At 49.1% G+C, this 24,710-nt stretch carries 18 protein-coding genes; 9 read left to right on the plus strand and 9 right to left on the minus strand.

Annotation, left to right across the window (positions count from 1 at the left end):
- Positions 1-79 precede the first annotated feature (79 nt).
- Positions 80-547, minus strand: coding sequence for a hypothetical protein (locus tag MMG03_RS01470; protein ID WP_249505461.1), 468 nt, complete (start codon positions 545-547; stop codon positions 80-82).
- Positions 548-635: 88 nt separating this feature from the next.
- On the opposite strand from MMG03_RS01470, the gene MMG03_RS01475 reads away from it, so the two are divergent.
- The 4 genes from MMG03_RS01475 to MMG03_RS01490 all read left to right on the plus strand — a co-directional run bounded on the left by MMG03_RS01475 (position 636) and on the right by MMG03_RS01490 (position 5,746).
- Positions 636-1,958 (plus strand): BamA/TamA family outer membrane protein, encoded by a 1,323-nt coding sequence (locus MMG03_RS01475; RefSeq protein WP_249505462.1) that lies wholly within the window; start codon positions 636-638, stop codon positions 1,956-1,958.
- A gap of 63 nt (positions 1,959-2,021) precedes the next feature.
- A complete protein-coding gene (locus MMG03_RS01480) occupies positions 2,022-2,663 on the plus strand; it encodes a hypothetical protein (protein WP_073285490.1) in 642 nt (213 codons plus the stop codon).
- Positions 2,664-2,688: 25 nt separating this feature from the next.
- On the plus strand, positions 2,689-5,004 hold the full coding sequence (locus MMG03_RS01485) for a PEP/pyruvate-binding domain-containing protein (protein WP_249505463.1): 2,316 nt from the start codon (positions 2,689-2,691) through the stop codon (positions 5,002-5,004).
- Between the two features lie 151 nt (positions 5,005-5,155).
- Complete coding sequence (locus tag MMG03_RS01490) at positions 5,156-5,746, plus strand: inorganic diphosphatase (protein WP_073161344.1); 591 nt, start codon at positions 5,156-5,158, stop codon at positions 5,744-5,746.
- A 102-nt stretch (positions 5,747-5,848) separates the two neighbouring features.
- Here MMG03_RS01490 and MMG03_RS01495 read toward each other — a convergent pair whose 3' ends face one another.
- Entirely contained in the window at positions 5,849-6,733 is an 885-nt protein-coding gene (locus tag MMG03_RS01495) for a radical SAM protein (protein WP_101479354.1), read from the minus strand.
- 45 nt (positions 6,734-6,778) lie between these two features.
- Here MMG03_RS01495 and MMG03_RS01500 point away from each other — a divergent pair, with 45 nt between their 5' ends.
- The 5 genes from MMG03_RS01500 to MMG03_RS01520 all read left to right on the plus strand — a co-directional run bounded on the left by MMG03_RS01500 (position 6,779) and on the right by MMG03_RS01520 (position 15,760).
- Complete coding sequence (locus tag MMG03_RS01500; protein WP_073235104.1) at positions 6,779-7,963, plus strand: hypothetical protein; 1,185 nt, start codon at positions 6,779-6,781, stop codon at positions 7,961-7,963.
- A complete protein-coding gene (locus MMG03_RS01505) occupies positions 7,963-8,370 on the plus strand; it encodes a hypothetical protein (RefSeq protein WP_249505464.1) in 408 nt (135 codons plus the stop codon). Before MMG03_RS01500 ends, MMG03_RS01505 begins: the two co-directional genes overlap by 1 nt.
- An 83-nt stretch (positions 8,371-8,453) precedes the next feature.
- Positions 8,454-12,008, plus strand: a complete 3,555-nt coding sequence (gene smc, locus MMG03_RS01510) for a chromosome segregation protein SMC (protein ID WP_088666732.1) — start codon at positions 8,454-8,456, stop codon at positions 12,006-12,008.
- A gap of 116 nt (positions 12,009-12,124) precedes the next feature.
- On the plus strand, positions 12,125-13,003 hold the full coding sequence (locus MMG03_RS01515) for a DMT family transporter (RefSeq protein WP_249505465.1): 879 nt from the start codon (positions 12,125-12,127) through the stop codon (positions 13,001-13,003).
- Positions 13,004-13,081: 78 nt separating this feature from the next.
- On the plus strand, positions 13,082-15,760 hold the full coding sequence (locus MMG03_RS01520) for a hybrid sensor histidine kinase/response regulator (RefSeq protein WP_249505466.1): 2,679 nt from the start codon (positions 13,082-13,084) through the stop codon (positions 15,758-15,760).
- 87 nt (positions 15,761-15,847) lie between these two features.
- On the opposite strand, the gene fabF is transcribed toward MMG03_RS01520, so the two are convergent.
- The 7 genes from fabF to rpsD all read right to left on the minus strand — a co-directional run bounded on the left by fabF (position 15,848) and on the right by rpsD (position 24,614).
- Positions 15,848-17,101 (minus strand): beta-ketoacyl-ACP synthase II, encoded by a 1,254-nt coding sequence (gene fabF / locus MMG03_RS01525; RefSeq protein WP_073161390.1) that lies wholly within the window; start codon positions 17,099-17,101, stop codon positions 15,848-15,850.
- A 79-nt stretch (positions 17,102-17,180) separates the two neighbouring features.
- Positions 17,181-18,884, minus strand: coding sequence for an AMP-binding protein (locus MMG03_RS01530; protein WP_073235426.1), 1,704 nt, complete (start codon positions 18,882-18,884; stop codon positions 17,181-17,183).
- A 27-nt stretch (positions 18,885-18,911) separates the two neighbouring features.
- A complete protein-coding gene (locus MMG03_RS01535) occupies positions 18,912-19,685 on the minus strand; it encodes a DUF2334 domain-containing protein (RefSeq protein ID WP_112131766.1) in 774 nt (257 codons plus the stop codon).
- Between the two features lie 612 nt (positions 19,686-20,297).
- Positions 20,298-21,464, minus strand: a complete 1,167-nt coding sequence (locus tag MMG03_RS01540; RefSeq protein ID WP_249505468.1) for a hypothetical protein — start codon at positions 21,462-21,464, stop codon at positions 20,298-20,300.
- Between the two features lie 274 nt (positions 21,465-21,738).
- Positions 21,739-22,986, minus strand: a complete 1,248-nt coding sequence (locus tag MMG03_RS01545) for a hypothetical protein (RefSeq protein ID WP_249505469.1) — start codon at positions 22,984-22,986, stop codon at positions 21,739-21,741.
- Positions 22,987-22,995: 9 nt separating this feature from the next.
- Positions 22,996-23,808: a TIGR02147 family protein gene (locus MMG03_RS01550; RefSeq protein ID WP_249505470.1), complete on the minus strand. Its 813-nt coding sequence runs from the start codon at positions 23,806-23,808 to the stop codon at positions 22,996-22,998.
- Between the two features lie 200 nt (positions 23,809-24,008).
- Entirely contained in the window at positions 24,009-24,614 is a 606-nt protein-coding gene (gene rpsD / locus MMG03_RS01555; protein WP_073160538.1) for a 30S ribosomal protein S4, read from the minus strand.
- Positions 24,615-24,710: the final 96 nt, after the last annotated feature.

The raw sequence follows: 24,710 nt of genomic DNA on the forward strand, positions 1-24,710 counted from the left end.
TTTGAAGTCTGCTTTAAATGCTTATGAAAAAAGCGCGACCTTGATCGCGCTTAATCTTTATCCTTTAACCTTTAATCTACTAGGCCTTGGGGAAGCGGAGCTTTTCGCCGGTGGCGACATCGTTGTAAGGCTTCTTGCCGGCCTGGAACTTCTGGTTAATGACCAGGTTGTCGATACGGCGGCGGAGGCCCTGTTCAGTCTTGCAGAAGAAATAGGCAACCTGTGTGGTGCCCGGCACCAGGAACATGGCCAACTTGTACTTTTGCTTGACGGCGTTGCGGAACAGCTTCAGGTCTTCCTTCTTGGGGATGACGTAGGTGGCGCCTTCCTTGACTTCGCAGATCATGTCGGCATCTGCCAGCAGGGCATGAGACTTCTGCTTGAGGGCGGCGAAGTTGGGCTCGGTTGCCTTCTTGATGGTTTCGAGACTGAATGCTCCACCACCTTCCTTGAGGGCCTTGCGGAGTCCGCGAATTGCGAAGACTGCAAAGACGATAATGACTAGTGCGATAAGATAGGGCCAATTGTTGGCAAGAAAGTCTAACATAAAAACCTCGGGTTTTCTCCTTGACGAAGCCAAAGATAGAAAAAATGAAATGTGTTTTTTTATCTTTGTACTATAAATTTGAGGATTTGTGAAGATAGTTCTTGCCCCATTACACTTTTTGGAAGCCTTGCTGCTTTTGTTGGCGCTTTTTTTGATGGTCCCGTCTGTTGGTGCTGTCTGTGTTGATGGGTCGATTATCAAGAAAATAGAACTGGGTGGTCTAGAACATACAAATGAACGCGTGGTGCTGCGTGAATTGCAGAATCGTGAAGGCGAACCCTTTTCTACAGAGAAATTTGAGTCTGAAAAATTAAAACTTCAGGATCTGGATTTATTCACAGAGATTTCCGCAAACTGTGAAAGTGCCGATAATGGCGGCGGGATGGTCCTTCATTATTCCTTCAAGGAAATTTTCCGCTGGATTCCCGCTCCGGCGGGGAAGACGACTGACCGCGACGGGCTCATGATCGGCCTTGCCTTGGCAAATCTCAATGTGCTTGGTGAGGACATTCGTGCCGAGGTCCAGTACCGTACTGCAATTGACCCGATTTTTGAAAGCAACGAATATGCCTTCTATGCAAGTTCGCCGTACTTGTTTGGACTCCCGGTGGGCTGGAATTTCGAATTCTTGCGGACCGATAGCTGGGATGACTTGCGTTCCTTTCAGGACGATAGCTACCTGGCCGATCTGGATGTAGAATATCAGGTGCTTTCCCGACTTTCGCTGCTGGGAACGGTGGCGGTTCGTTATTTGGAGAAGGCTGCGTGGCTTCCCGAAGCGGGCCTTGGCTTTGCCTTTGATTTCCGCGATAGTAAACTGGACAGCCGCAAGGGTGTGTATTTTGAGTACATGATGACTCACGTAGGCTATGGAGACGATCATGATGCTGATTGTACTGTGGAAAGCTGTGACGGCATGGGCGGCGAGAACTACTGGGAACTGCTGACGGATGCACGCGCCTATTATACGGCATGGCGCTTTATTACTGGGGCTACGGCTCTTGTTCGTATTCGTCCAGGCGATGTAGAACGTTACGATTATTTCTATCATGGCGGAACCAATACCTTCCGCGGACATGAAGCCGACAGCAATAGTTTAGGCGTCCACGAGGCTCTTCTGACTTTGGAAGAACGTTTTGTGTTGCGCGAACGTAAGGCGGCTTCTCTCTGGGGAATCAATTTCTTCTATGGTTTGCAGCTGGTGGCTGGCCTTGATGGAAGTCTGCTTTGGGACAAAGGTTCGCCAAGCTGGAAGAACTATGAAGGTGCCGTTTACGGTGGCCTGCACTTGGTGATTCCCGCCTTGGACCGTGTGCGTTTTGAAGTAGGCTATAGCCCTGACCGTAAGGAACCTAAGTTCTATTTCGGACTTTTCGACAAGACGACTTCTGCCCGCTGGCGCAGTCGATAATTTCTTGATTTACGATTTATAAAATTTTTTTTATTTTATTTCAAAAAATTAGGAGTAGAAAATATGAACTTAAAATTTATCCTGTCCATTGGCGCACTTGCTTTATTTGCTGCCTGCGGTGATGATTCCTCTTCCAACTCTTCTGCAGATCCCGTAAAGAACGATGATCCCATGTCCATCTTCGAAGTCCGTAAGCCGGATTCCGTGAAGGTTTCCTATACCGACGAAGATGGCAAGCCTGCTTCTGAAAAATTCATGCAGCAGGATTGGATTTGCACTTTTAACTACGAAGGTGAAGATGGTTACTTCTACATTCAGTCTTCTGTAGACGAAGCGAAAATGTTCATGTCTGTTGTTCCGGTTTCCTCTGAAACTGAAAAAGCTGAGCTTTATGTGAATGGTAAAATGGTGCCTGTTTCTAAGGCCGAGTATAGCTGGGGTGGAAACCATCATAACGATAACATCTCCTTTACCTACAAGGACAAGGTGTTCAAGTTTTACCACTCTTCCTTTGGCTTTGGATGGCGTTCTTGCCAGGAAATGGACTGTCTGCAGGTTTTCAAGGCTGACGGTGAAACTGAAATCAAGGATGGTTGCACTTCAGAACGCTCCTTGCCTGTTGTCTGTAGAAATGTTGATGAAAAGGGCCGCGTAAGTAGCTTTGATGATACTTTTGAAAAGTGCCCTGGTGATTTTGATGATTAATCTGAAAAAATATCGTAATTGTTTTATGGCCACTTTAAGCGCAGTGGCCTTTTTTTCGGCTTGTTCCGATGACAGTTCTTCTTCGGTGAACGAGGAATTTTCTGGTCTGCATATTAACGCTTCTGGTGCGAAACTTGAGAGTTTTTTTGTCGGAGTCGATGAACAGCAAGTTTTATGTCCGGAATCGGATAGTGACAATCTGAAGTGTACTTCTTCGGGTGTCTCTATTTCCTTTGACGTAGGCGATTCTGCCGATGTGGTGGTGAAGGCCTGGGGAAACGAATTCTTTGCCGGAAAGCTGGGCGCGGACAGGGATCGTAATATCGATGTTTCCTTGAGTCGCCTTGACGAATTCAAGAATACTGCAGATGAAGCTTCTGGATTTACTGCTGATGAAGGTTACGATGCTTTCTTGAAGAAGGCTTATAAGTCGTCGACTGAAATTGGCCGAAGCTACCTGGTCAAATTCATCATTACGGATTTTGATTCCAAGAAGCCTGTGCTGCATTTGCAGAATACCGGCAAGCATTCTCTGCATTATGAATTTGCAAAGAAGGTGCTGAAGGATTCCCGTAGCTTGTCGGAATTTGAAAGCGATGTTTATTACAGCACGAAAAAGAAGACTGTGGCTGGAACGTTAGTCTATTATGCGGCTCAAGATTCCATGATCGCCCTGACGTTCTTCCCGACAGACAAGATTAGTGCAGAACTGGTGGCGAAAACTCATCGCATTATTGAATCCCGTCTGCAGTTCCTGAATGTGGGAACAAAAAAGAATCGCCTGTATTATATGCCGTCGGGTAGCGTGGCCGAATCTGCGGCCGAAGATTACGCTGATGAATTTAAACGGTTAGACGTTCCCGTGTACACTCATGCCCAAATCTTTGGAGACGTCAGTCTTCAGATTATGAATACGGGTGTCGCTTACGGTACTCTCAGAAAGTTTACCGCCGATGAACTGGATACGGCTATTGTTTCTTCCCATGATATTTTAATTCTTGAAACCCTGCCTGCCGAAATTCCGCTGGTGGCTGGCGCTATCAGCAAGGATGCCCAGACTCCGCTTTCTCATGTGAACCTTGCGGCCAAGGCTCGTAAGACTCCCAACATAGCCTTTAACGGGCATGAACTGCCGGACTCCCTTCTGGCTCTTTGCGATAGCCTGGTGAAGCTGACGGTCAGCACCGCGTCCTATACCGTAGAAAAGACGACCTTGAAAGAAGCTAAGGAATATTGGGAAAGTCTCAAGAAAGAAAAGACGATCCTCTCTTATGACTTGAGCGAAAAGGGATTCCCCGATTTCAAGGATCTTGGTTTTAATTCTGCGGGATTCGTAGGCGTCAAGGCAGCAAACCTGGCTGAACTTCAAAAGTTTATTCCCGAAAATTCTCCTGATGGTTTTGCGGTACCGTTCTATCATTACGATAATTTCATGAGCTATGCCCAGGTGACGGAATCTCTTTGCCTTCGCTCTCAAAAGGATTGCAAGAAGGAAGGTCGCTCTTCTGAAATTTGCGATTACATCGAGACACTGTGCGAGTCTGCAGTCAAGGACGATTCCTTGCCGCTGAAAAAGTACATCGCCGCTGTAACTGCTGACGAAAAGTTTGAATCAGATACCCGTACAAGGGAAGCTGTTCTTGATAATATCCGTTACATGATCCGCCATATTCCCGTAGACGAAAAATTCGGTACGGAACTGGATGAAAAGGTCTACAAGATTTTTGGGGAGACTCCGGTGCGCTTGCGTTCCAGCACGAACTCCGAAGACCTTGATGAATTTAATGGCGCAGGACTTTATAAGTCAGTAAAGGCGACCCGCGAGCCTAAGGATTTGCCCTCCGATGAAATTCGTAAGGTCTGGGCCTCGGTTTGGAGCTTTAAGGCCTACGAGGAACGAACCCTGTGGAACATCGACCATTTCTCTGTGCAGATGGCTGTTGCCGTACATGGAGCCTTCATCGATGAAGCTGCCAATGGTGTCATTGTTACCCAGAACATCGCAGACTTCTCTGTTGCCGGCATTTATGTGAATGTGCAGAAGGGTGAAGTTTCCATTACGAATCCCGAAAACAATTCCAGACCCGAAATTTTCTCTATCGTTCCTGCGGCCAAGGGCGTTCAGAAGGTTCTTCTGCAGAGCTCCACGTTGTCTCCGGATGAACCCGTCTTGACTGATTCCGAGGTGACGGAACTCTATGGCTTCGTCGAGAAAATCCAGACTCATTTCGCCAAACTCTACAAGAAGAGCGCCGATGAGCTGATTTTGGATATTGAATTTAAGGTGATGGGCGACGAACGCGAACTGATGTTCAAGCAGGCACGCCCCTATATCCTCTAGATGTTGAGAAAACGGTGAGCGAGAACAACATTATCTCAATGTTAGACCCCTTACCGCTTGACGTTTAGGATTATAATACTAAATTCTTATTACAAAATTTGATGGATTGTCAAAAGATGAAGAACTCAAGGTGAGTTCTCGTAGGAGAAAAATGGCTATTAACTATTTGGATTTGCCCATCGGCAAGAAATATCCGTACGAAGTGGATTGTGTTGTGGAAATTGGTAAGGACACCAATTTGAAGTACGAATATGATGAACGTCTTCATGTTTTCCGCTTGGATCGTTGCCTTCTGAGCTCCATGAGCTACCCCTGTACTTATGGCTTTATCCCCAGCACCAAGGCCGATGATGGCGATGCTCTGGATATGCTGATTTACAGCCCCGCCTCCATGATGACCGGTACCGTCTGCAGTTGCCGCGTGGTTGGCGCTCTGGACATGACCGACGGCGGCAAGAAGGACTACAAGGTTCTTGGCGTTCCCGTATTTAACCCGCGCCCCATTCACGACATCAAGGATGTGGACCAGATGTTCCTCCGCATTACCAAGAACTTCTTCCAGAACTACAAGGAACTGGAAGGCAAGGATGTTCAGATTGGTGAATGGAAGGATGCCGCCTTTGCCCGCGAAAAGGTAATCGCCGCCCATCGTGCCTATTTCCAGAACCAGGTTCAGATTCCCGAAACCTGCTACCAGGAACCGGAAGCCGACACAAACCTCCCGCCTGAAGAGTTGATCTAGGGCGAGTGCCGCGACGGCAATTTTGCCGATTTTGAAATTTGGCGAAATTAAGTAAAGCCCGCTTCGACGCGGGCTTCTTTCGTTATATGGTTTAATTTTACTTTAGAAAATTCGAACCTGTACCGGCAATTTTTCGTTAATCTTTTTGGCGACCGCTTCCAGGAATTCCTTGGGGAGAGGGAGGACGTCGGGAGTGGCCGTCTGACGGATAACGGTGTACAGCTGAACTTCTACGAAGTTCTTGGGTGCCGCTGCGTAAATTCGCTGGAGGTGTCCGATGTACTGTTCGATTTCTGCGTCGGTGGGAACGTCTCCCTGAAGGCTGCATAACATGGTCTGGATGCAGATGGGGTACAGCTTGATGACCTTTTCCAGGTTGTTCAGGATAGTTTCGAACTTGACTGCGGAGCGGTTCATGCGCTTGTACCATTCTTCGGTACCGGCGTCCAGCTTGGCCCAGATTTCACCGTCACTTTCCAGCAGGTAGGCCAGGGCATCTTCGACTTTCTCGTTCCCGAGGCGGCTGGCGTTTGTAATCAGGCGGAGCTTGAACTGCCCTTCGTTTTCCTTCTGGAGTTTGCGCATGCGCTTGCACACTTCGGGGAATTCCTTGACGATGGTGGATTCTCCATCGCCAGAAAGGCAGATGTCCTTTAGAATCTTTTTGTCTTCGGGAACGTGTCCAAAGAAATCGCACTTGCTGAATTCGCCGGACTTGTAGAATTCCAGGAATTGACGAAGCTCCCGCTCCACGCCGTCGATATCGATGGCGACACTTTCGTGACCTTCTTGCGGGCCGCTCTGGCAGTAGGCACAGGCGAAGGAACATTTGTGGTCGGGATTTAGGTTTATACCTACCGATAAACCGCCTGCGCGACGGCTAATGACGGGGTAGACCCAGGTGTTGTCTTTCCACATGCGGGAATGATCGCTCCATGCGGCGATCAGGGCCTTGTTCTGTTCCTGTGTTTTTTCTTGCTCGTTCATGGGCGCAAATATAAATTTTTCCCCGGCATTTTCTAGATTTGGGTTATGCGAATCGGAAATCTTTTTAAAGGTCTGGCCGTGTTGCTTGCTGCAACCACTTTTTCCTTTGCAGATAGCGTGACTCCAGAAGCACTTTCTGCCGGTGGTGCCGTAACTCGTGACCGTCAGTTGACCGAAATCTCCCAGATTTTGCGTGGGGGGCGTGGTGGTTATATCGATGCCGGTTTTTACTATTTGCCTTCTGCCGAGCAGATGCCTCTAGAAAGCAAATATGGCGAACATGATGGATTTGCTTTCAGGCAACATATGGCTGGTTTCTTCTCGGGCGATGTGAGCCCCGAAAGGTATTTCGGTTTAGTCCTTTGGTTCGACCGTTCCGGTTGGGATGGCGAAGATTTCGTTCTCTTCCCCCATTATACCGATTATTCCCTGGTCCGTTCTACAACGACTTGGGGTATGGTTTATACCGATGTAAAGTCTAACGCAACAATTGCTGCCGGTATGCAGCATTCCAATGTTGAACATGTAGGAAATATTTATGCCGACGAAAGCGATTCTTTGGCATACAGCTGGGGTTATTTCCGCTGGGGCAATTTTAGCGCAAGTGGAAGTTTCTACCGTACTTCCTGGCGGAACGCCCATGTGAATCTCGACCTGGAAAGCCGTTCCGTTTATGGGGGCCGCCTTTCTGGACCTTTGACTTACTTGCCCAATTTTGACATCGGATTTTATAATGGTCATGGGGAAGATTCCATCCGCGTCACATGGGAGCAGAACCTTTTTGCCCAACGTCTGTATGGAAAGGTCTCCTTTGATTTCCCTGATGGCGAATTCCATTCCGCTTCGTTGGCCTATTATCCGGATCCTTCTCGCATGATCGGCTTTGAAGCCACTTGCGTGCGTCGCGGTGTGCGCAGCGGATTTAAGGACCTGCTGTGGGGTGGTGCCGTAGACTTATTATTTGTACGTCTGGCTTACAATTCTTCTTATGACTATGACAATTTCTTTGGTGCCAAGGGAACCTTCATTGCCGAAGTCAAGTTTGGCTTGGCCGCTCTTGATGGTTTCCTGTTTGGTCGCGGTGCCGCAAGAACGGCTCCCCTGGAAACGGAAATCCTGAAGGAGAAGAATAAGTCCAAGTCTTCTGAAGAAAGCGGTTTCTCGTTGAATCCTGGATCATCCAAGACTATCGAGGCTAAGGGTATCCGCTACGAAAAGGGAGGTAAATAATGCGATTGCAGATAAAGTCTTTCCTTGTTTCAAGGTTTGCTGTACTTATTGCGATTCTCATTCTCCCATTGGTCTTGACCGGGTGCATTTCCCATTGGTTCCTAGAATCTTCTAGCCGACTCCAGATTGAAAATGGTACCGAGGATTATTCCATTGTGCGAGTTGATATCCTGGCCAATGATGGATCGTCCAAGAAGTGGATCGACGAAGTTATCCTTCCTGGCGAAAGGAGCCGGGTGGTCGAAGAGGATCTGGTGGGGGAATTTACCCTCCGTTTCAAGTACACCAAATCCAAGGACGGTTCGGGCAAGGTTTATGCCGATGATCGCTCCTTTGACTTGGATGGGGGGAGCCTCTATATGGTTGTTGAAGCGGATGGAGACTCGCTAACCTATCGATTCCGTTAGAAATTCCCGTAAAGCTTGACTTATGAACGTTTCGTAACCTGTTGGTGCGAAACGTTTTCTGCTTATTTTCTAAATTTGCTGCCGTGCAGATTACAAAGCTAAAGATTTTTGGTTTTAAGTCCTTTGCCCAAAGGACCGAAGTGAACTTCCCCACGAAGGGTCTTACCGCCGTGGTGGGCCCTAACGGTTGCGGTAAATCCAATATTACCGACGCTATCCGCTGGGTGCTTGGCGAACAGAAGGCCGCCGCACTTCGTATGGGCAAGATGCAGGACGTGATTTTCAGCGGTACCGAAGAACGTGCCGCCATGAGCCTTGCCGAAGTATCCATCGTGATTGATAACAGCGACGGAACTTTGAATTCTGAATATTCCGAAGTGATCGTGACCCGTCGCGTCCATCGTGATGGTTCCGGTGAATACCTGATTAACAACCAGGAATGTCGTCTTCGCGATGTGCATGCCTTGCTTTTTGACTCGGGTCTGGGTTCCAGTACGTATTCCCAGATGAACGCCGACATGATCAAGGCTGTGCTGTCTGACAAGGCCGACGACCGCCGCGTGCTTTTCGAAGAAGCAGCCGGCGTTAGCAAGTATAAGCAGCAGCGTAAGGAAACCCGCCGCCAGCTGGAACGTGTGCAGATGGATATGGATCGTGTGGAAGACAATCTGCGCAGTGTCCGCCGTTCTGTCCGTCAGTACGAAACCCAGGCTGAAAAGGTTAACGAATTTAAGCGTTTGAGCAAGCGCCTCCGCGAATTGGATCTTTCTGTCAGCGTCGACAAGTACGAAGATATGAAGGAAGGTCTTTCTACTCTGGATACCACCACCAAGCGAATGAACCACGAGGTGGAAAGCGCCAAGACCAACGCAACGGTGCTCCAGGCCAAGATTGACGAAAAGAAATTGTTGATCGCCGAAGATGAAACCGCATACCGTGATTTGGAACGCGATGTTCAGAAGGCCACCATCGAACTGAACGACTTGAATAACAACATCGGTCGTATCCGTGATGTGGTGTCTAGCCTGGAATCCGCCAACGATCGCGCCCAGGAAGAAATTAGCCGCAACCAGTCCAAGGTCGAGGAATTGACCGTGGAACGTGGTCGCCTTGAAGAAGAAAATGCGGCTCTGGGTTCCGACAACGAAATGGACGAACTGAATGCCCTGCTGGAACGTGAACGGGAAACCTTGCAGGTCATGCGTGATAAGCTGGATGACTTGCGCCAGCAGTCTAGGGAACTTTCTAACCAGCGTCTGCAGGCAACCAACAAGGCCAACTCTCTCAAGAGCCGCTTTGAACGTATGGATGCCGAAGCCGCCCTGCTCCAGGGAAACTTGACCCGCTGGCAGGGGGAACTGGAAAACCTGAATAACCAGAAGAATTCTGCCCAGGACATTATCCGCGATATCCAGGAAAATATGGATAGGGCAGATGAAGATATTGAACGTCTGACCGAACAGAAATCTACCCGTGAAGAACGTCTGGAAGCCGGCAAGGCTGACCTTCAGGAAGCCCAGAAGAAGTTACAGAATCTGCGCAACGAAGAGGCTCGCCTCCAGTCTAGAATTGACGTACTTCAGAGCGTAGCCAACGAAGGAACTGATGCCAGCCGTTGGCTCATGGAGAACAAGGCCGACGTGGTTGGTGGCCTTTTGAGCGAACGTATCGAGGCCGCTCCCGAATATGCTTCCCAGGTGGAAGCCGCCCTGGGCGACTTGATGGATGCCGTGGTGGTGGCCAACGATTCCGCCGTGGTGGACGTGGTCAATTCCATGAAGGGCTACAATGTGGGCAAGGCCCTGCTGGCCCTGGCAAGCGATAGCGCTCCTGCATACACGGGAACCATTTCCGGTGAAGGAGTTGTGGGCTGCCTGAATGACTTTGTAAAGGCTGATCCCGAAATCGGTCCCTGGCTTTCTGGAATCCTTTCCCGCTACTTTGTGGTGGATTCACTGCAGACGGCCTTGAACTTCGCCCGTTCCATGCGTGACGAGGATCTTTGCTTTGTGGCACCCGATGCCATTGTCCGTACTAGCGGCCTGGTTTCCAGCGGTGCGGCGACTTCTGGAGCCTTGTCTCGCAAGAATGAAATTGCCGAAGCTCTGGAACTGCTGGAAAATGCCCAGTCCGAAGCTTCCCAGATGGAAGATGAAGTGGCCCGCATCCAGGAACTTGTGGATGAAGATAGCCAGATGCTTGCTTCCCTGGCCGATGAAATTCGCGAAAAGCAGGATATGAAGCGTGGCGGTACCGCAGGCCTTTCTATCCAGAACAATACGGTTCAGAACTGCGACCGTCGCATTGCCCAGCTTGAAAATGACATCCGCAATGCGGAAAGCAAGATTCAGGCTGCCGAAGAATCCAAGAACAGCGATGCCGAACTTCAGGAAGCTTCCGCTACGATGGAACGTGTGGAAGCCGAATACTCCAGAGTCAACGACGAACTGACGGAACAGGATACCATGTATCGCGAGAAGGAAGAAGATGTCCGCGAACTGGAACGTTCCGCCAACGACAAGAACGCCCGCCTGGCTCAGAACGAAAACCGCCTGAAGAGTATTGCCGATCAGATCGGTTACCTGGAAAATTCCATCAGAAACCGTTCCGAAGAAATGGAAAAGAATATCATCGCCATCGAAAAGAATAACGAAGATGGCCGCGAACTTGAAATCCAGATCCAGTCCAAGGATTCTGCCCTCCGCGATCTCGAAGGTCAGCGCGACTTGGCCAAGGAAAAGTTCGACCTGGTTTCTGGCGACCTTGAAGAATGGCGCTCCGAGGTAAACCGCCTCCGTGACGACATGATCGAGAAGATGAAGGAATTGAACGACGTGGGCCGCCGTCAGGAAGCCTTGCAGGCCAACCTGGACCGCCTCGTGGAACGCGTGACCAACGAATACAATTTCGACCTTTCTAATCCTGAAGACTTTGAACGTGTGGAATACAGCCAGCCCGAAGCTGACCGCGAAATTCGCGAACTCCGTGGCAAGATCAAGGAACTGGGCCCCATCAACGTGAACGTGATGGAAGACTACGAAGACGAAAAGAAACGTCTTGAAGAAGTGGAAAAGCAGTTCGACGATTTGGACCGCGCCCGTGCCTCTCTGGATCGTACTATCACCAAGCTGGACGACATCGCCCGCAAGCGCTATCTGGATACTTTCGCACGCATTCAGAAGAACTTCCAGTTCGTGTTCAGTAAGCTGTTCCTGAATGGCGAAACCAAGATGAGTCTTATCGAAAAGGTAGACGAAATGGGCAAGCCCATGGATATCCTGGACGCCGATATCGAAATTAACGTCCGTCCTACCGGTAAGAAGATGCGTGGCATCAAGGCCCTGTCTGGTGGTGAACATGCTTTGACCGCAACGGCACTGCTCTTCGCCATCTACATGGAAAAGCCGTCTCCGTACTGCGTGCTGGACGAAGTGGATGGTCCTCTGGACGACGCTAACGTGGGTCGTTTCATGGCCCTCCTCCGTGAATTCAGCAAGCAGACCTTGTTCATCGTGGTGACCCATAACAAGCGTACCATGGCTGAAGCCGATATGCTGTACGGCGTGACCCAGGAAATCAAGGGTATTTCCCGTATTGCTAGCGTTCAGCTTGCCGATGCAACTAAGTTCGCGATTTAAGACCGCTCGCGCTAAGGCTGGAGAAGAACGTCCTGTAGGCGCTCGCTCTCGCAACGGCAGCTCGTTAATACGAGCAGCCTTATGCTCACGTAGTACTAAGGTTCGGGGGTGCGCCTTTGCTTAGTAATTCGGTGAAGGGCATTTTTTACGGGTGTGGTGCCGCCATCTGTTACGGCACTAATCCGTTGGGAGCCTTGTTCCTGTATTGCGAAGGGTTGTCCCCTGAATCGGTGCTGTGCTATCGCTTTGCTACGGCCATTGTGCTGCTGGCTCTGCTGATGTTGTTCAACCGCAATCGGTTCGCCATCAAGAAGGCTGAGATTCTTCCTCTTGCGGTTCTTGGATTCCTGTTTGCCTTTTGTGCCCTGACTCTTTTTGCGGCTTTCAATTACATGGATGCAGGACTTGCCTCCACGCTACTTTTTCTTTATCCGTTAGAAGTAGCCCTTATGATGGCCCTCATCTATAAGGAACGCCTAACCGCCAAAACCGGTGCCGCCATCGCTTTGTCTCTTTTGGGGATCGGTCTCCTGTATCGAGGTGGGGAAGGGGGTATGCCCCTGAGTTCCATCGGGCTTCTGCTGGTATTCCTTTCTTCTTTCACTTACGCCATTTATATCGTGTTCGTGAACAAGGCCAATTTGCAGATGGGACCCCTGAAGCTTACCTTCTACGTGATGATTTTCTGCCTGTTGTTCCTTACGCTGTATTCCGTGTGCCTTGGGTCGGGGCTTCCTCCCTTGCTGCAGTCCCCGTCTTCGTATGGGTGGGCCCTGATGCTTGGTTTTGTACCTACCGTGTTGTCTCTGGTACTGATGACCAAGGCGGTTAAGATTGTGGGTTCCACTTCCACGGCGATTATGGGTGGCCTTGAACCTCTTACGGCTGTAGTTATTGGGGTTTGCGTCTTTGGAGAAACGCTGACTATAAGACTTGCGTTGGGTATTTTGCTGGTTCTTGCCTCGGTTGTCGTGTTGGCCGTAAAGAAAAAGTGATAAAACTATCGGCATAATTACGAGTTGTAGTAATAGGACGTTTGCATACGGCCTATTTTTTTTATAAGATTAGAGTATATGGTTTTATTGAATAAAATAAAGGATTTTGCTCTTTTTGCCGGCTTTACTCGTGAGCAGTATTCTCAGGCTAGCGAACTTTTTCCGGAATCCAACCGAAAACTTTTGATGGCTTTGTCTTTTTTGCTGGGTACGGTCGTGCTTGCCCTGGCTCTGGCAGCCATATTCTGGGAAAGCCGCGGTGTCATGGTGAGCTCTCTTGCCTACATCGCCTTTTCTGTGCTGAATTACGGCATGTTCTTTATTTCCTATAAGTTTGGCGTCTCGTTCCCGAAGGTCATTCTCCCTTTTTGCTATGTGGTCTTGATTTCGTGCTACATTCTTGCGATTTATGCCGGATGTGCCCTTGGGCCTAGGGGATTGGCTGTGGCCATGGCGGCTATGGTGGTTGTCCTTCCGATTTTCTTTTACGATTTGCCCCTTCGAATGATCGGGTTGAATATTGTAGGTACCGGGGCTTTCCTGGTTTGCAGTCACCACGTAAAGGATTACGAAATCTTTTTGGCGGATGTTGTTGACGTTGTTCCTTTTGCTGTGGCCGGTTGCATGCTTTGCTACGTGATAAATCGAACCAAGGTGAATGACTTACATCAACGTAAGGAACTGGCGAAGCAATCTGCAAAGATTGACGAGTTGAACTTCAGTCTCATTGCCCGAAACAGCGAACTGGAAACGAGCCTTGAACATGAACGTCTGAACTCCTCGGTGATTCGTTGTCTGGGTAACCCTTTTTATGCCCTCTACCTTTTTGATCTAGAAAAAAAGAACTTCAAGGAAATCAAGTCTACAGAGGCAATTCGTAACCTGGTTGGTGTAGAAGGGGATGCAAGACAGGGATTCTACCTGTTGACAGAAAAGACGGTGTCGGCCGAGGATAAGGCTGCCATCAGTCGTTTTACAGATATTGATACCATGCAAGAACGATTGAGGGGCAAGAACACCATTACAGAGGAATTCCTTGGGGTTTTCTCGGGCTGGAGTCGTGCCCTGATTATTCCTCTGACCTTGAACGAATTTGGTGATACGGTTGAGGCTTTATTTTGCGCACGTTCCATTAACGACGAAAAGCAGGCTTTGCTTCGTCAGGAACATTTGCAGAAGTTGAATGAGTCCATCAAGTCGGGCATGTGGAATGTTGATTTTGATGAGGCTGGCGAGGTTGTCTCGTGCTACCGTAGTGAAGCCTACCGCAAGATGATGGGGTACTCTTCTATTGATGAGTTCCCGAATACGTTGGACGCCTGGTCGGAGCGGCTTCACCCCGAAGACCGCGATATTATCCTTAATTCTTTCTGGACTGCGGTATACGACAGGTCTGATCGAATTGTATACGATGTAGAATATCGAGCCAAGATGAAGAATGGGGTCTACCATTGGTTCCATGCGGCTGGGCGTGTGACTAGACGTAAAAATGGATCGCCCATTTCGATGATCGGTGTGTTTATCGATATCAATAACCAGAAAGAAATGGAACTTCAGCTGGAACAGCAGCAGGCTACCTTGCGGGACGCCTTTGTGACTGCACAGCAGGCCAGCGCCGCCAAGTCTGCTTTCCTGAATAACATGAGCCATGATATTCGAACTCCGCTGAACGCAATCCTTGGTTTCTCTAGCCTAGCCAGTACTCACCTAGATGAACGTGAGCAGTTAAAGGGCTACATCTCAAAGATTTCTACAGCCGGTCGCCACTTGCTGGAACTGGTGAACGATGTCCTGGATATGAGCCGCATCGAAAGCGGTAAGGTCAAGATCGATGAAGCTCCTGCCAGCATTTCTGCGATGATCCGTGAAATCGAGACCATCGTCAATGAAAGCTCCAAGGAAAAGTCTCTAACCTTGATTTTTGATACCAGTGAAGTTATTAACGATTCTGTCTCTTGCGACAAGTTGCGACTGAACCAGGTTCTTTTGAACTTGATGGGAAATGCAATCAAGTTTTCTCATGATGGCGGTCATGTTTCCTTGCGAGTTAAGCAGAAGGGGGCCGCTGTTGACCAGTCTGCCGCCTACGAGTTGGTCGTAGAAGATGATGGCATCGGAATGAGTGAGGAATTCCTGAAGCACGTATTCGAACCTTTTGAACGTGAGAAGACTTCGACGGTCAGCGGCATTCAGGGAACGGGCCTGGGCCTTGCCATTTGCAAGAACATCGTGAATATGATGGGCGGAACCATTTCTGTGCAGAGTGAATCTGGGAAGGGGACCAAGTTTACGGTTTCACTCAGCTTCAAGATCGAGGAAACGGTTGTTGTCGAAGAGCCTGATGTCAAGATCGAGAATATTGCGCCCAAGAGTTTCAAGGGTCTGAAGGTCTTGCTTGTAGAAGACAATGAACTGAACGCGGAAATCGCCCAGAGTATTTTGCAGGAAGCTGGCTTTGTGGTGGATACCGTGGGAGACGGTTCTGTTGCCGTTGAACGAATCCGTACCGCGGAATTGGGGCAGTATGACGTAATCCTTATGGATGTGCAGATGCCTGTTATGGATGGCTACGAGGCGACCCGCCAGATTCGTGCCATGCACCGTTCCGGAATTTCTAGCCTGCCTATTATTGCCGTAACTGCAAATGCCTTTGAAGAAGACCGCTTGCAGGCTTTGCAGGCGGGTATGGATGGTCATGTAGGCAAGCCTATCGAGATTCCAAAGCTGTTGAAAACTCTGGAATCTGTGCTTCGCTAAGTCCCAGGCGAAAACACCTGAAAGAACTACGAAAAAAAATCCGCGAGTTTGACTCGCGGATTTTTTTGTGTTCATAAGGTTTGAAGTTTATTCTTCGAACTTCTTAATAATCACGATACCGTTGTGACCGCCGAAGCCCAGGGAGGCAGAGGCTGCACAGTCGATGTTGCCCTTGACGCCAACATTGGGAACGTAGTCCAGGTCGCATTCCGGATCCGGAGTTTCGTAGTTGATGGTGGCGGGGTAGAAGGAGTTGCAAACAGCCAGGGTGGTAATGATGGCTTCGCAGACACCGGCGGCACCTACGCAGTGACCGGTCATGCTCTTGGTGCTGGACACCTTGATTTCGCGGGCGCGCTTTTCGCCCAGGGCAATCTTCAGCATGGCGGTTTCAGTCAGGTCGTTCAGGTGGGTAGAAGTACCGTGGGCGTTGTAGTAGTCGATATCTTCGGGAGTAACGCCAGCGTCCTTCATGGCGCGTTCGAAAGCCTTGGCGCAGATGGAACCATCGGGGCGGGGGCTGGTAATGTGGTAGTTGTCGGCAGAAGCGCCGTAGCCAGCCAGTTCGGCGTAGATCTTGGCGCCGCGGGCCTTTGCGTGTTCCAGTTCTTCGAGAACGAGAACGGCGCCGCCTTCACCCATGATAAAGCCGGAACGGTCCTTGTCGAAGGGGCGGCTAGCCTTTTCGGGGCAGTCGTTGAACTTGTCGGTGAGGGCGTGCATGCCGGCGAAGGCCTTGATGGAGTAGTCGGTAATACCGCTTTCGGAACCACCGGCAAGGCAGACGTCCAGACGACCGGAGCGGACTGCATCCAGGGCAACGCCGATAGCGTCGGTACCGGAAGCGCAAGCAGTTGCAATAGTCCAGGCGCAACCGTTAATGCCCAGGGCGATGGTCACGTTGGCAGCGGCTTCGTTGGGAATCAGTTCGGCCATAGCCAGCGGAGAAACGCGGCGCTTATTGCCATCTACATACTGGTTGAAGGTGCTGTCGAGAATGTCCATGCCGCCGAGACCACTACCTGCGATGACGCCGGTGGTATCTGCGTGGAGGATTTCTTCGGTGAGCTTGGAGTCGGCGACGGCTTCGTTGGCGGCAGCCAGCAGGAACTGAGTGAAGCGTGCCATGCGGCGGGCTTCCTTAGGGTCGATCCCGTGTTCTTCGGGCTTGAATTCCTTGACTTCTGCGGCAATCTTGACGGGGCAGTTGGTGGCGTCGAACAAGGTGATGGGGCCTACGCCGCACTTGCCTTCTTCGATGGCCTTCCACAGGTCATTAACGTTCTTGCCAACGGGTGTAACAGCACCCATACCGGTAATCACAACTCTTCTTCTGTTCATAGAATTCTCGTTAAAAGTTTTGGTCAAATATAGAAATCCCAGCGCATTTTACGCCGGGATTCCTTAGACTTTGTCCTGTTTACTTTTCGGCTCCGTTAGCTTCGGACTTTGCTTCTGTCGTTGCCTTTTCCTTGTCGTTGTCGCGGATGGTGGCGCGACGGATCTTGCCACTGATGGTCTTGGGCAGTTCAGAAACGAAGTCGATGTAGCGGGGGCTCTTGTAAGCGGCAGCCACCTTCTTTGTGAACAGCTGGATTTCCTTGGCCAGTTCCTTGGAAGCCTCGTAACCCTTGTGGAGCACGATGGTTGCCTTAACGGCCTGGCCGCGGGCTGCGTCTTCTACGCCAGTCACAGCCACTTCCATAACGGCGGGATGCTGATGGAGAACTTCTTCCACTTCAAAGGGGCTCACGCGGTAGCCAGAGGTCTTGATCAGGTCGTCGGTACGTCCCACGAACCAGAAGTAACCATCCTTGTCCTTCCAGGCGGTATCGCCGGTGTGGTAAACACCACCTTCGAAAACCTTCTCGGTACGTTCCGGATCGCGGTAGTAACCGCCGAACAGGCCGAAGGGCTTGCCTCCATCGATGCGGATGATGATTTCGCCCACTTCTTCAACGCCGCAGGAAGTTCCGTCGGGGTTGATGATGTCCAGGTTGTAACCGGGGGAGGGGCGGCCCATGGAACCGGGCTTGGCTTCCATCCATTCGTAGTTGCCGGTAATGAGGGTGGATTCGGTCTGACCGTAGCCTTCGCGAAGTTTATGGCCGGTCTTTTCGAGCCACCTATTGAAAATGTCGGAACTGAGAGCTTCGCCTGCGGTAACGCAGTAGGTGAGGCTAGACAGGTCGTACTTGCTCAAATCCTGCTGCAGCAAGTAGCGGTAGGCGGTAGGAGGTGCGCAGAATGTGGTAATCTTGTATTCTGCCATCTTTTCCAGCATCTTGCCGGGGATGAACACCTTCATGTCGTATACAAAGACTGCGGAACCTGCAATCCACTGACCGTAGATCTTGCCCCACATGGCCTTTGCCCAGCCGGTTTCTGCAATACTCAGGTGACGTCCGCCATCTACGACGTGCTGCCAGAAACGTGCGGTATTGATGTGTCCCAACGGGTAGGTAAAGGTGTGGGCCACCATCTTGGGGTTGCTGGAAGTTCCGCTGGTAAAATAGACCAGCATGATGTCGTCATTCTTGGTAGCTTCTTCGCCGACCGGACGGGGAAATTCCGGAGACATGATTTCGTAGTCGTCGTAGAAGCTGATCCAGCCTTGACGGGCCTGGCCGATAGTCACAAGCTTTTCTACGGAGGAGCACTTGGACTTGGCGGTCTCCACTTCCTTCTGGAGGGAGGGCTCGTCGTAGGATACCACCATCTTGATTTCTGCAGCATCGAAACGGTATTCCAGATCGTGGGCGGAAAGCATGTTGGTGGCGGGGATGACGATGGCGCCAATGCGGTGAAGGGCTATGATGAAGAACCAGAATTCATAGCGACGGCGGAGGATAAGCATCACGCGGTCGCCCTTCTTGATTCCCTGTTCCTTCAGGAAGTTTGCTGTACGCTGGGAGGCACGGGAAAGGTCCTTGAAGGTGAAAATATGACTTTCGTCGTTATCGTCGCACCATACCAGGGCTTCGCGTTTAGGTTCGTTCTTTGCGTACTCGTCTACGACGTCGTAAGCGAAGTTGAAATTGTCGGGGATAGAAATCTTGAAGTTCTCGTGGAGATCTTCATAGGAATTGTAGTCAACTCGACTTAAAAATTTGTTTAAAATCATCATTCGTTCCGTTATGATTATGGACGATTACAGGTCCTTGTACATCACTTTTTCACGCATGGTGGATACGTAACGGATTAAGTTCAAAATTCTCTTTTCGCCAATGGTAAAGAAATCCTTCTGGTGGAATACCAGACGGGGAATGCCGCCGGGGAGCATCATGGTCAGGCAGGCTCTGGTCTGGGCGATTCCCAGAAGAACATCTGGGACGATGGAGAAGCTGAGAGCCTTGGATGGAATCTTCTTAATGGAGCCGTCTCTCTTGCTGTAAATAAAATGCAGGTCTTCGTAATTGTCGAACTGTTCCAGAGCCTGTTCACGCAGGTGGCGGTTGCCGAACCAGATGGGCGGGACAAAGCCAGAGGGAATGGCGTGGCTGCAGTTGGCCTTCCAAAGGGCAAGGCTGCGTTTCAGGAGGGCGATGGTGAATTTTTCATCGAGACCGGCGAATTCGGCTTCGTTGCCGGAAATCCATTGGGCAATTTTACCAACCCATGTTCTGTTGACTGCCAGGTCTGCACGGTGATGTGCGCCGTGAATCATGATTTCGTAGCCTTCGTCAACGAACTGCTGGATGGTTGCCTGGAATTCTTCGGCTTCGGATTCCGGAACACCGCCGATGGAGGGGACCACGGCGATACTGATGGGGGAACCGGCTGCTTCGGCCAGCTTGCGGATTTGTACGGAAGCCTTCTTGAAATTCTTCGCATTGAAGTTATGATAGCACAGAATGAACTTCTTTCGCTTGTTGCGATATTCTTCAGCAGCTTGAAGGTCGGCAATATCCTTATTGATTTCCATAATAAACCTTTGGTGTTCTCGTTAAAGATTGTCTTTGTCGAGCTTGTTGTTGACGAAAATGTGGAATGCAGCAAACAGGGCGGCTGCGACAACGGCCAGTCTGCAGATCATCTTGCTAAAGGAATTTTCCATATTGGACTCCGTTTAATTTTTTTATAAAATAGAATAAAATGAAGGCGGAAATTCGCTTGAGATGTTTTTTTAACTTATGAAAAAGTACCTTGCAAACTCAAGGATTGTAAGTTTTTTATAAGTTTGTTTTTTTTTGGTAAAATTTCGCTTTTTTTACGGTTCCCGGTTCTCGGCGACCCAAATTTTGACCGTGCTATTGCTTTCAACTATAGCGTGCAGGTAATCTAGGCCGCTAATTAGGTGTCCACGGGAGTCCAGTTCCAGGCAAACTCCATAAGTGTCGAACCGCCCCTTCTTCATCTGGATGGCGGTGGCATGAACCCTGGATTCATCGACGGATTCGTCGCTTAAGCTATTGGCGATGAGACCTCGGGCTGTTTCTGGGTCAATGTCTCTGAGTGAGCGTGTGCGGGCTGGAATCATATAAGCAAAAATAAAAAATACCGCCAGTTTCTTTCTGGCGGCATCCTTTTAAATGGGCTAGTTTTTAAGTAAACTTTCGCTGAACCATTCCGAATAGATTATGTTGTAATCGCCCCCGTTGGACCATCGAGCGCTTAAGACGCTTTGGGAGGATAAGACTGTTCTGTCATTAATGATGTTTTCGCAGTCCTCGATAAGGAATTTTGCAGACGTAAAAGTGTCAAAAGAAAGATCGAGATATTTTATCTGGAGAACCATTATGGTGTCTGAAGAAACCTTGGTAAGGACGCTTCCTGTAGGTTCGTTGAGTGGTAATGCGACCACGTAGTATTTACAGGATTTATCTCTTTTTGAAAAATGTCCGATTGAATCCGTTTTAGGGAAACAGGAGGAAATATGCTTTCTATCGACGGGATAGATATTGTTGTCTATGTCTGGGTAGGGGTAGGAGCTCGTGGAATCCTGATTCGTTTGACACTCCGAATCCGAGATATATGCCATTACATGTTTGTCGAAGGATAAATCTTCTGGGTCGGCATACTGCAGTGCGAGACGATTCAGTGTATTGACCGTTGTATCAACAACGACAGGATCCGCCTTGGGGTCATGTTTGTTTGGAAGAGTTATTTCGGGCTGCTCTTGGGGCTCGGCTTCGTTAACGATCTTGCAGCTGAGGTCCATTGATTTGCTAAATGCCTTTTCTACATCATCAATGGATGTGGCCTCAGTTTCTGTTACGCAGGCGTAATTGAAGCTGTTTCCCTTAATATAAAGTGAATCTGCTATGATGTTAACATCGTCCTTTCCGCCTGTGCAGGCTTTTGACAAGTTGATAACCAGACTGTCAATGTTGGCTGCTAGATGGCGGCCAAAGAAAGCCATGTTGAGTTGCCCTTGGCTGATTTTTGCGATACCGATAATACCGGAATAATCGGGCTCGTATGGAATTACGGGACATGATGCTTTTACGGCGTTTTCTTTTTTGTAGATTTCAATGTTTGTTAAACCTACCGAACGGCTGTCTGTTTTGGACGTGCTGAGGGTGAGTATTTCTTTCAAGTCGATGGCGATGCTGCTTGACGATTTTGTGTCGGCTTTCGGGGCTGAACTACTGCTTGTAGTTTCGTTGTCGTCGATAGGACTTCCTGAAACCTGATCGTCCGAACATGCCATGAACATCAGCAGGCTTAAAATCCCTGCGGTGGTAAAGAATTTTTTTTTCATGTAAACCTCCTAACTTTTACAAAAAACGTGCTTTTGGGGTTCCCCAATTGCATTTTCATCCCCGAATATACCTTCTTTTCTTAATAAAAGCTATACTTTTTTTTTATTCAAAAAAATGAATGGCGCTAGTTGAAAAAATTGTATTGTCTAGTGTAAATAGGTCCTGATAAATATGGCCTAAAAAAAGAAAAAACATTTTTTTATTATACATCTTGTATTATAAAAAAAAGAAACGCCCGCATTTCTGCGGGTGTCTGTATCTTGAGAGAGAATCTTAATTGTCAAGAAGGGCTTCGCTATACCATTCTCCGTAGGCTCGTACTTTGTATTCATTGCTGGTTCCGCAAATCCAACGGCTACTTTGGGCGTAGCGATTCTTTACCACCGTATTTTCGTTGATGATTCCTTCGCAGTCTTCAATAAGGTAGATTACATGTGCATGTGAAATCATATTTGTGACTGCGCATCCGTACAGTCCGTTTTGCTTTTTGGGAAAACCACGGCCAATGCTCATTGCTGTAATGGTATCCTGGGCTACCTTGGTAAGAACGTGGGCTGTAGGCTGGTTTGAGTCAGAATTATTAATTACATAGTACTTGCAAGACGTTTCTTTTTTGGAAAACTTCCCTATGGAATCCGTAGTAGGGAAACATGCAGAGATGTCCTCTTTTTCGATGAAGTTTATTGCCTTTGCATTGATGGGTATGTACGATTCGGTTTTGACAGGGGTGCTTATGGCGTTGATACATTCCGTACTCAGGTTGCTGTTATATGCTAATACATGACTGTCGAAGGATAAATCCTCCGGTCTCGCGAACTGGGCTGCGTATGCACTCAAGGTTCTGGAACTGGTGTCGATAGAAATGGTGTCGGGATCTTCCTCTGAAAATTCGATGATTGGTTCCCTGTTGGCGGCGTTTGCGCTATCTAGGGAATCCAGAGAGATTTTTTTTTCTAGAAGTTCGCATTGCGTGGCCATGACGTGATTGAATAGGCCGAGAGCTTCGTCGATATTCATGATGTCGGTGGTGGTTACGCAGGCAAAGTCAAAACCATTCGCAGTGGTAATCAAGGAATCTATTGAAGCGTTTGCGGCGTCAAAGGTGTATGCGCAGGTCTTCTTGAGCATATCGACCATTTTGTCTACGTCAACCCTTAAGTTTCTACCGGAATAGGCTCTTGTAATTAGCCCGTCCTGGATTCTTGTAACACCAGTGAGTTTTTGCTCTGCAGCCTCGCAGCTGGCCGATGCAGCATTTTCCTCTTCATAGGTGTTTACAGAGACGATATCCTGTATTACGCTGCTAGCAGTTGCTTCGGTGGAGAATGTGTAGAGTTGGTCGAAATCGATGACCGCGTTGAATAAACTACCGGAAGAGCTTTCTGCTGATTCAATGCTGCTTGACGATGTATTCTCTGCGATGCCATTGGGTTCTATGGCGTTTCCTGCGGTATTGTTGTCGGTGCAAGCGGTAAGTGCCAGCAAGCTCAATGTGCCCATTGCCATGATTTGTTTTTTCATATTTGCCTCCTAAACCTTTTTTGTAAATGGGAAAAATTGAATGTTCATGCGGTAAACCTGGTCCAGGTTCTCGCAGTTGGCGGTGATGGCATTGATGCGTCTGCAACAATTTTCCAGTTCTTCCACCACCTTGCCGTAAAGTTCCTCGTTGATCCCCATGGTAATTCCCATGAAATGTCGCTCTTCGGTTGAATACCTGTCAACAGCCTTTTCTGCATAATTGGCCATCATCCGGTGCATGGCTCGAATTGCCAGGGGCATCGCCTCCTTGGATCCTACTACAGTTTTTTCTGTCTGGGTGTAACTGCCGTTTTCGTTTTTCAGGAAACCCCGCTTCACAAGAAATTTTAAAATGCGGCTTACGTCTTCTGCCGAAACATCTTCGTTGCAGGCTGCCGCCAATTCGTGGGGCTTTGCTCCCGGCATCATGGGGGCCAGTTCTCGAATGACGGGGTATTCCCAAGACTGATAAAATTCAAAAGCATCGCCGTCAATGACGCGGGCCTTATGTTCCTTTGCCATTTCATCCATCTGAAGCAAGATGGATTTTTTGGAAAGGTCATCCTTGGCGTTGTCCAGGGAAACCAATAGGCGAAAATAGTCTGCCTCGTAGCCCGCCAGGTTCATGGCGTGAGCCACGGATTCAGTCTTGACCTTGCTCAGTTTGCTTTTTCCGTCGCAAACCAACTTCAGGTAGTTTGGGGAGGTGAATCCGGCCCGCTTGTTGAATTCTCTCCAAGAGAAGGCGGATGTCCTTTTTTGCTCTTCGTAGAAGTCCCTAATATACTGTCGGAAATCAGTGTAACTTATGATGTTCTTCATGTTATCAAATATAGGATTTGAACACGAGAAACAATTTGTTTATTATACAAAAAGTGTGTTTTTATGTAATAAAATAAAATTTTAATAAAAAATTTAAAGAAATTATTTCTTTATTATACATCTTGTATTATAAAAAAGAAACACCCCGCCGAAGCGAGGTGTCTCCAAATGTTCCAGTTGTCGTTGGATCGACTCTCGGACTAACGAGAGTAGTATTCCACAACGAGCTGTTCTTCAAGCTGAACGGGGATCTGGTCGCGGAGCGGGAGCTTCACGAGAGAGCCGGACATCTTGTTAGCATCGACAGTCAGATATTCGGGAACAGCTGCGCCAGCGGCGAGTGCTTCCTTGATCTGTGCATGTTCCTTAGACTGTTCGCGAACTGCAATCACGTCGCCGGCCTTGAGCTGACGAGAGGGAGAGAAGCTGCGGACGCCGTTCACGGTGAAGTGACCGTGAGCAACATACTGACGAGCAGCGAAGATGGTGCGAGCGAAGCCCATGCGGAGCACTGCTGCGTCCAGACGGGTTTCCAGCAAGATCATCAGGTTGTCACCAGCAGAACCTGCGCGACGGTTTGCTTCGGCGTAAGCCTTAGCGAGCTGTGCTTCGGAAATGTTGTAGGTGAAACGGAGACGCTGCTTTTCGACGAGCTGCTGCTTGTAAACAGAAGAGGACTTCTTGCGGTTCTGACCATGCTGGCCAGGTGCGAAGTGACGGCGGTCGAGAGCCTTCTGAGTCTTCTGAGAAACAGCAAGGTCCAGGGAACGGGCAACCTTGCCCTTAGGTCCACGGAAAGAGGACATATTAACCTCGTAAAAGGAAGCTCTTTGGTTAATGACGTATGCTGGTAGAGCTTAACACGACATACGCTAGATGTTGGACCTATATATAGAAAATCC

The sequence above is a fragment of the Fibrobacter sp. HC4 genome, from assembly GCF_023373925.1.
Lineage (GTDB): Bacteria > Fibrobacterota > Fibrobacteria > Fibrobacterales > Fibrobacteraceae > Fibrobacter.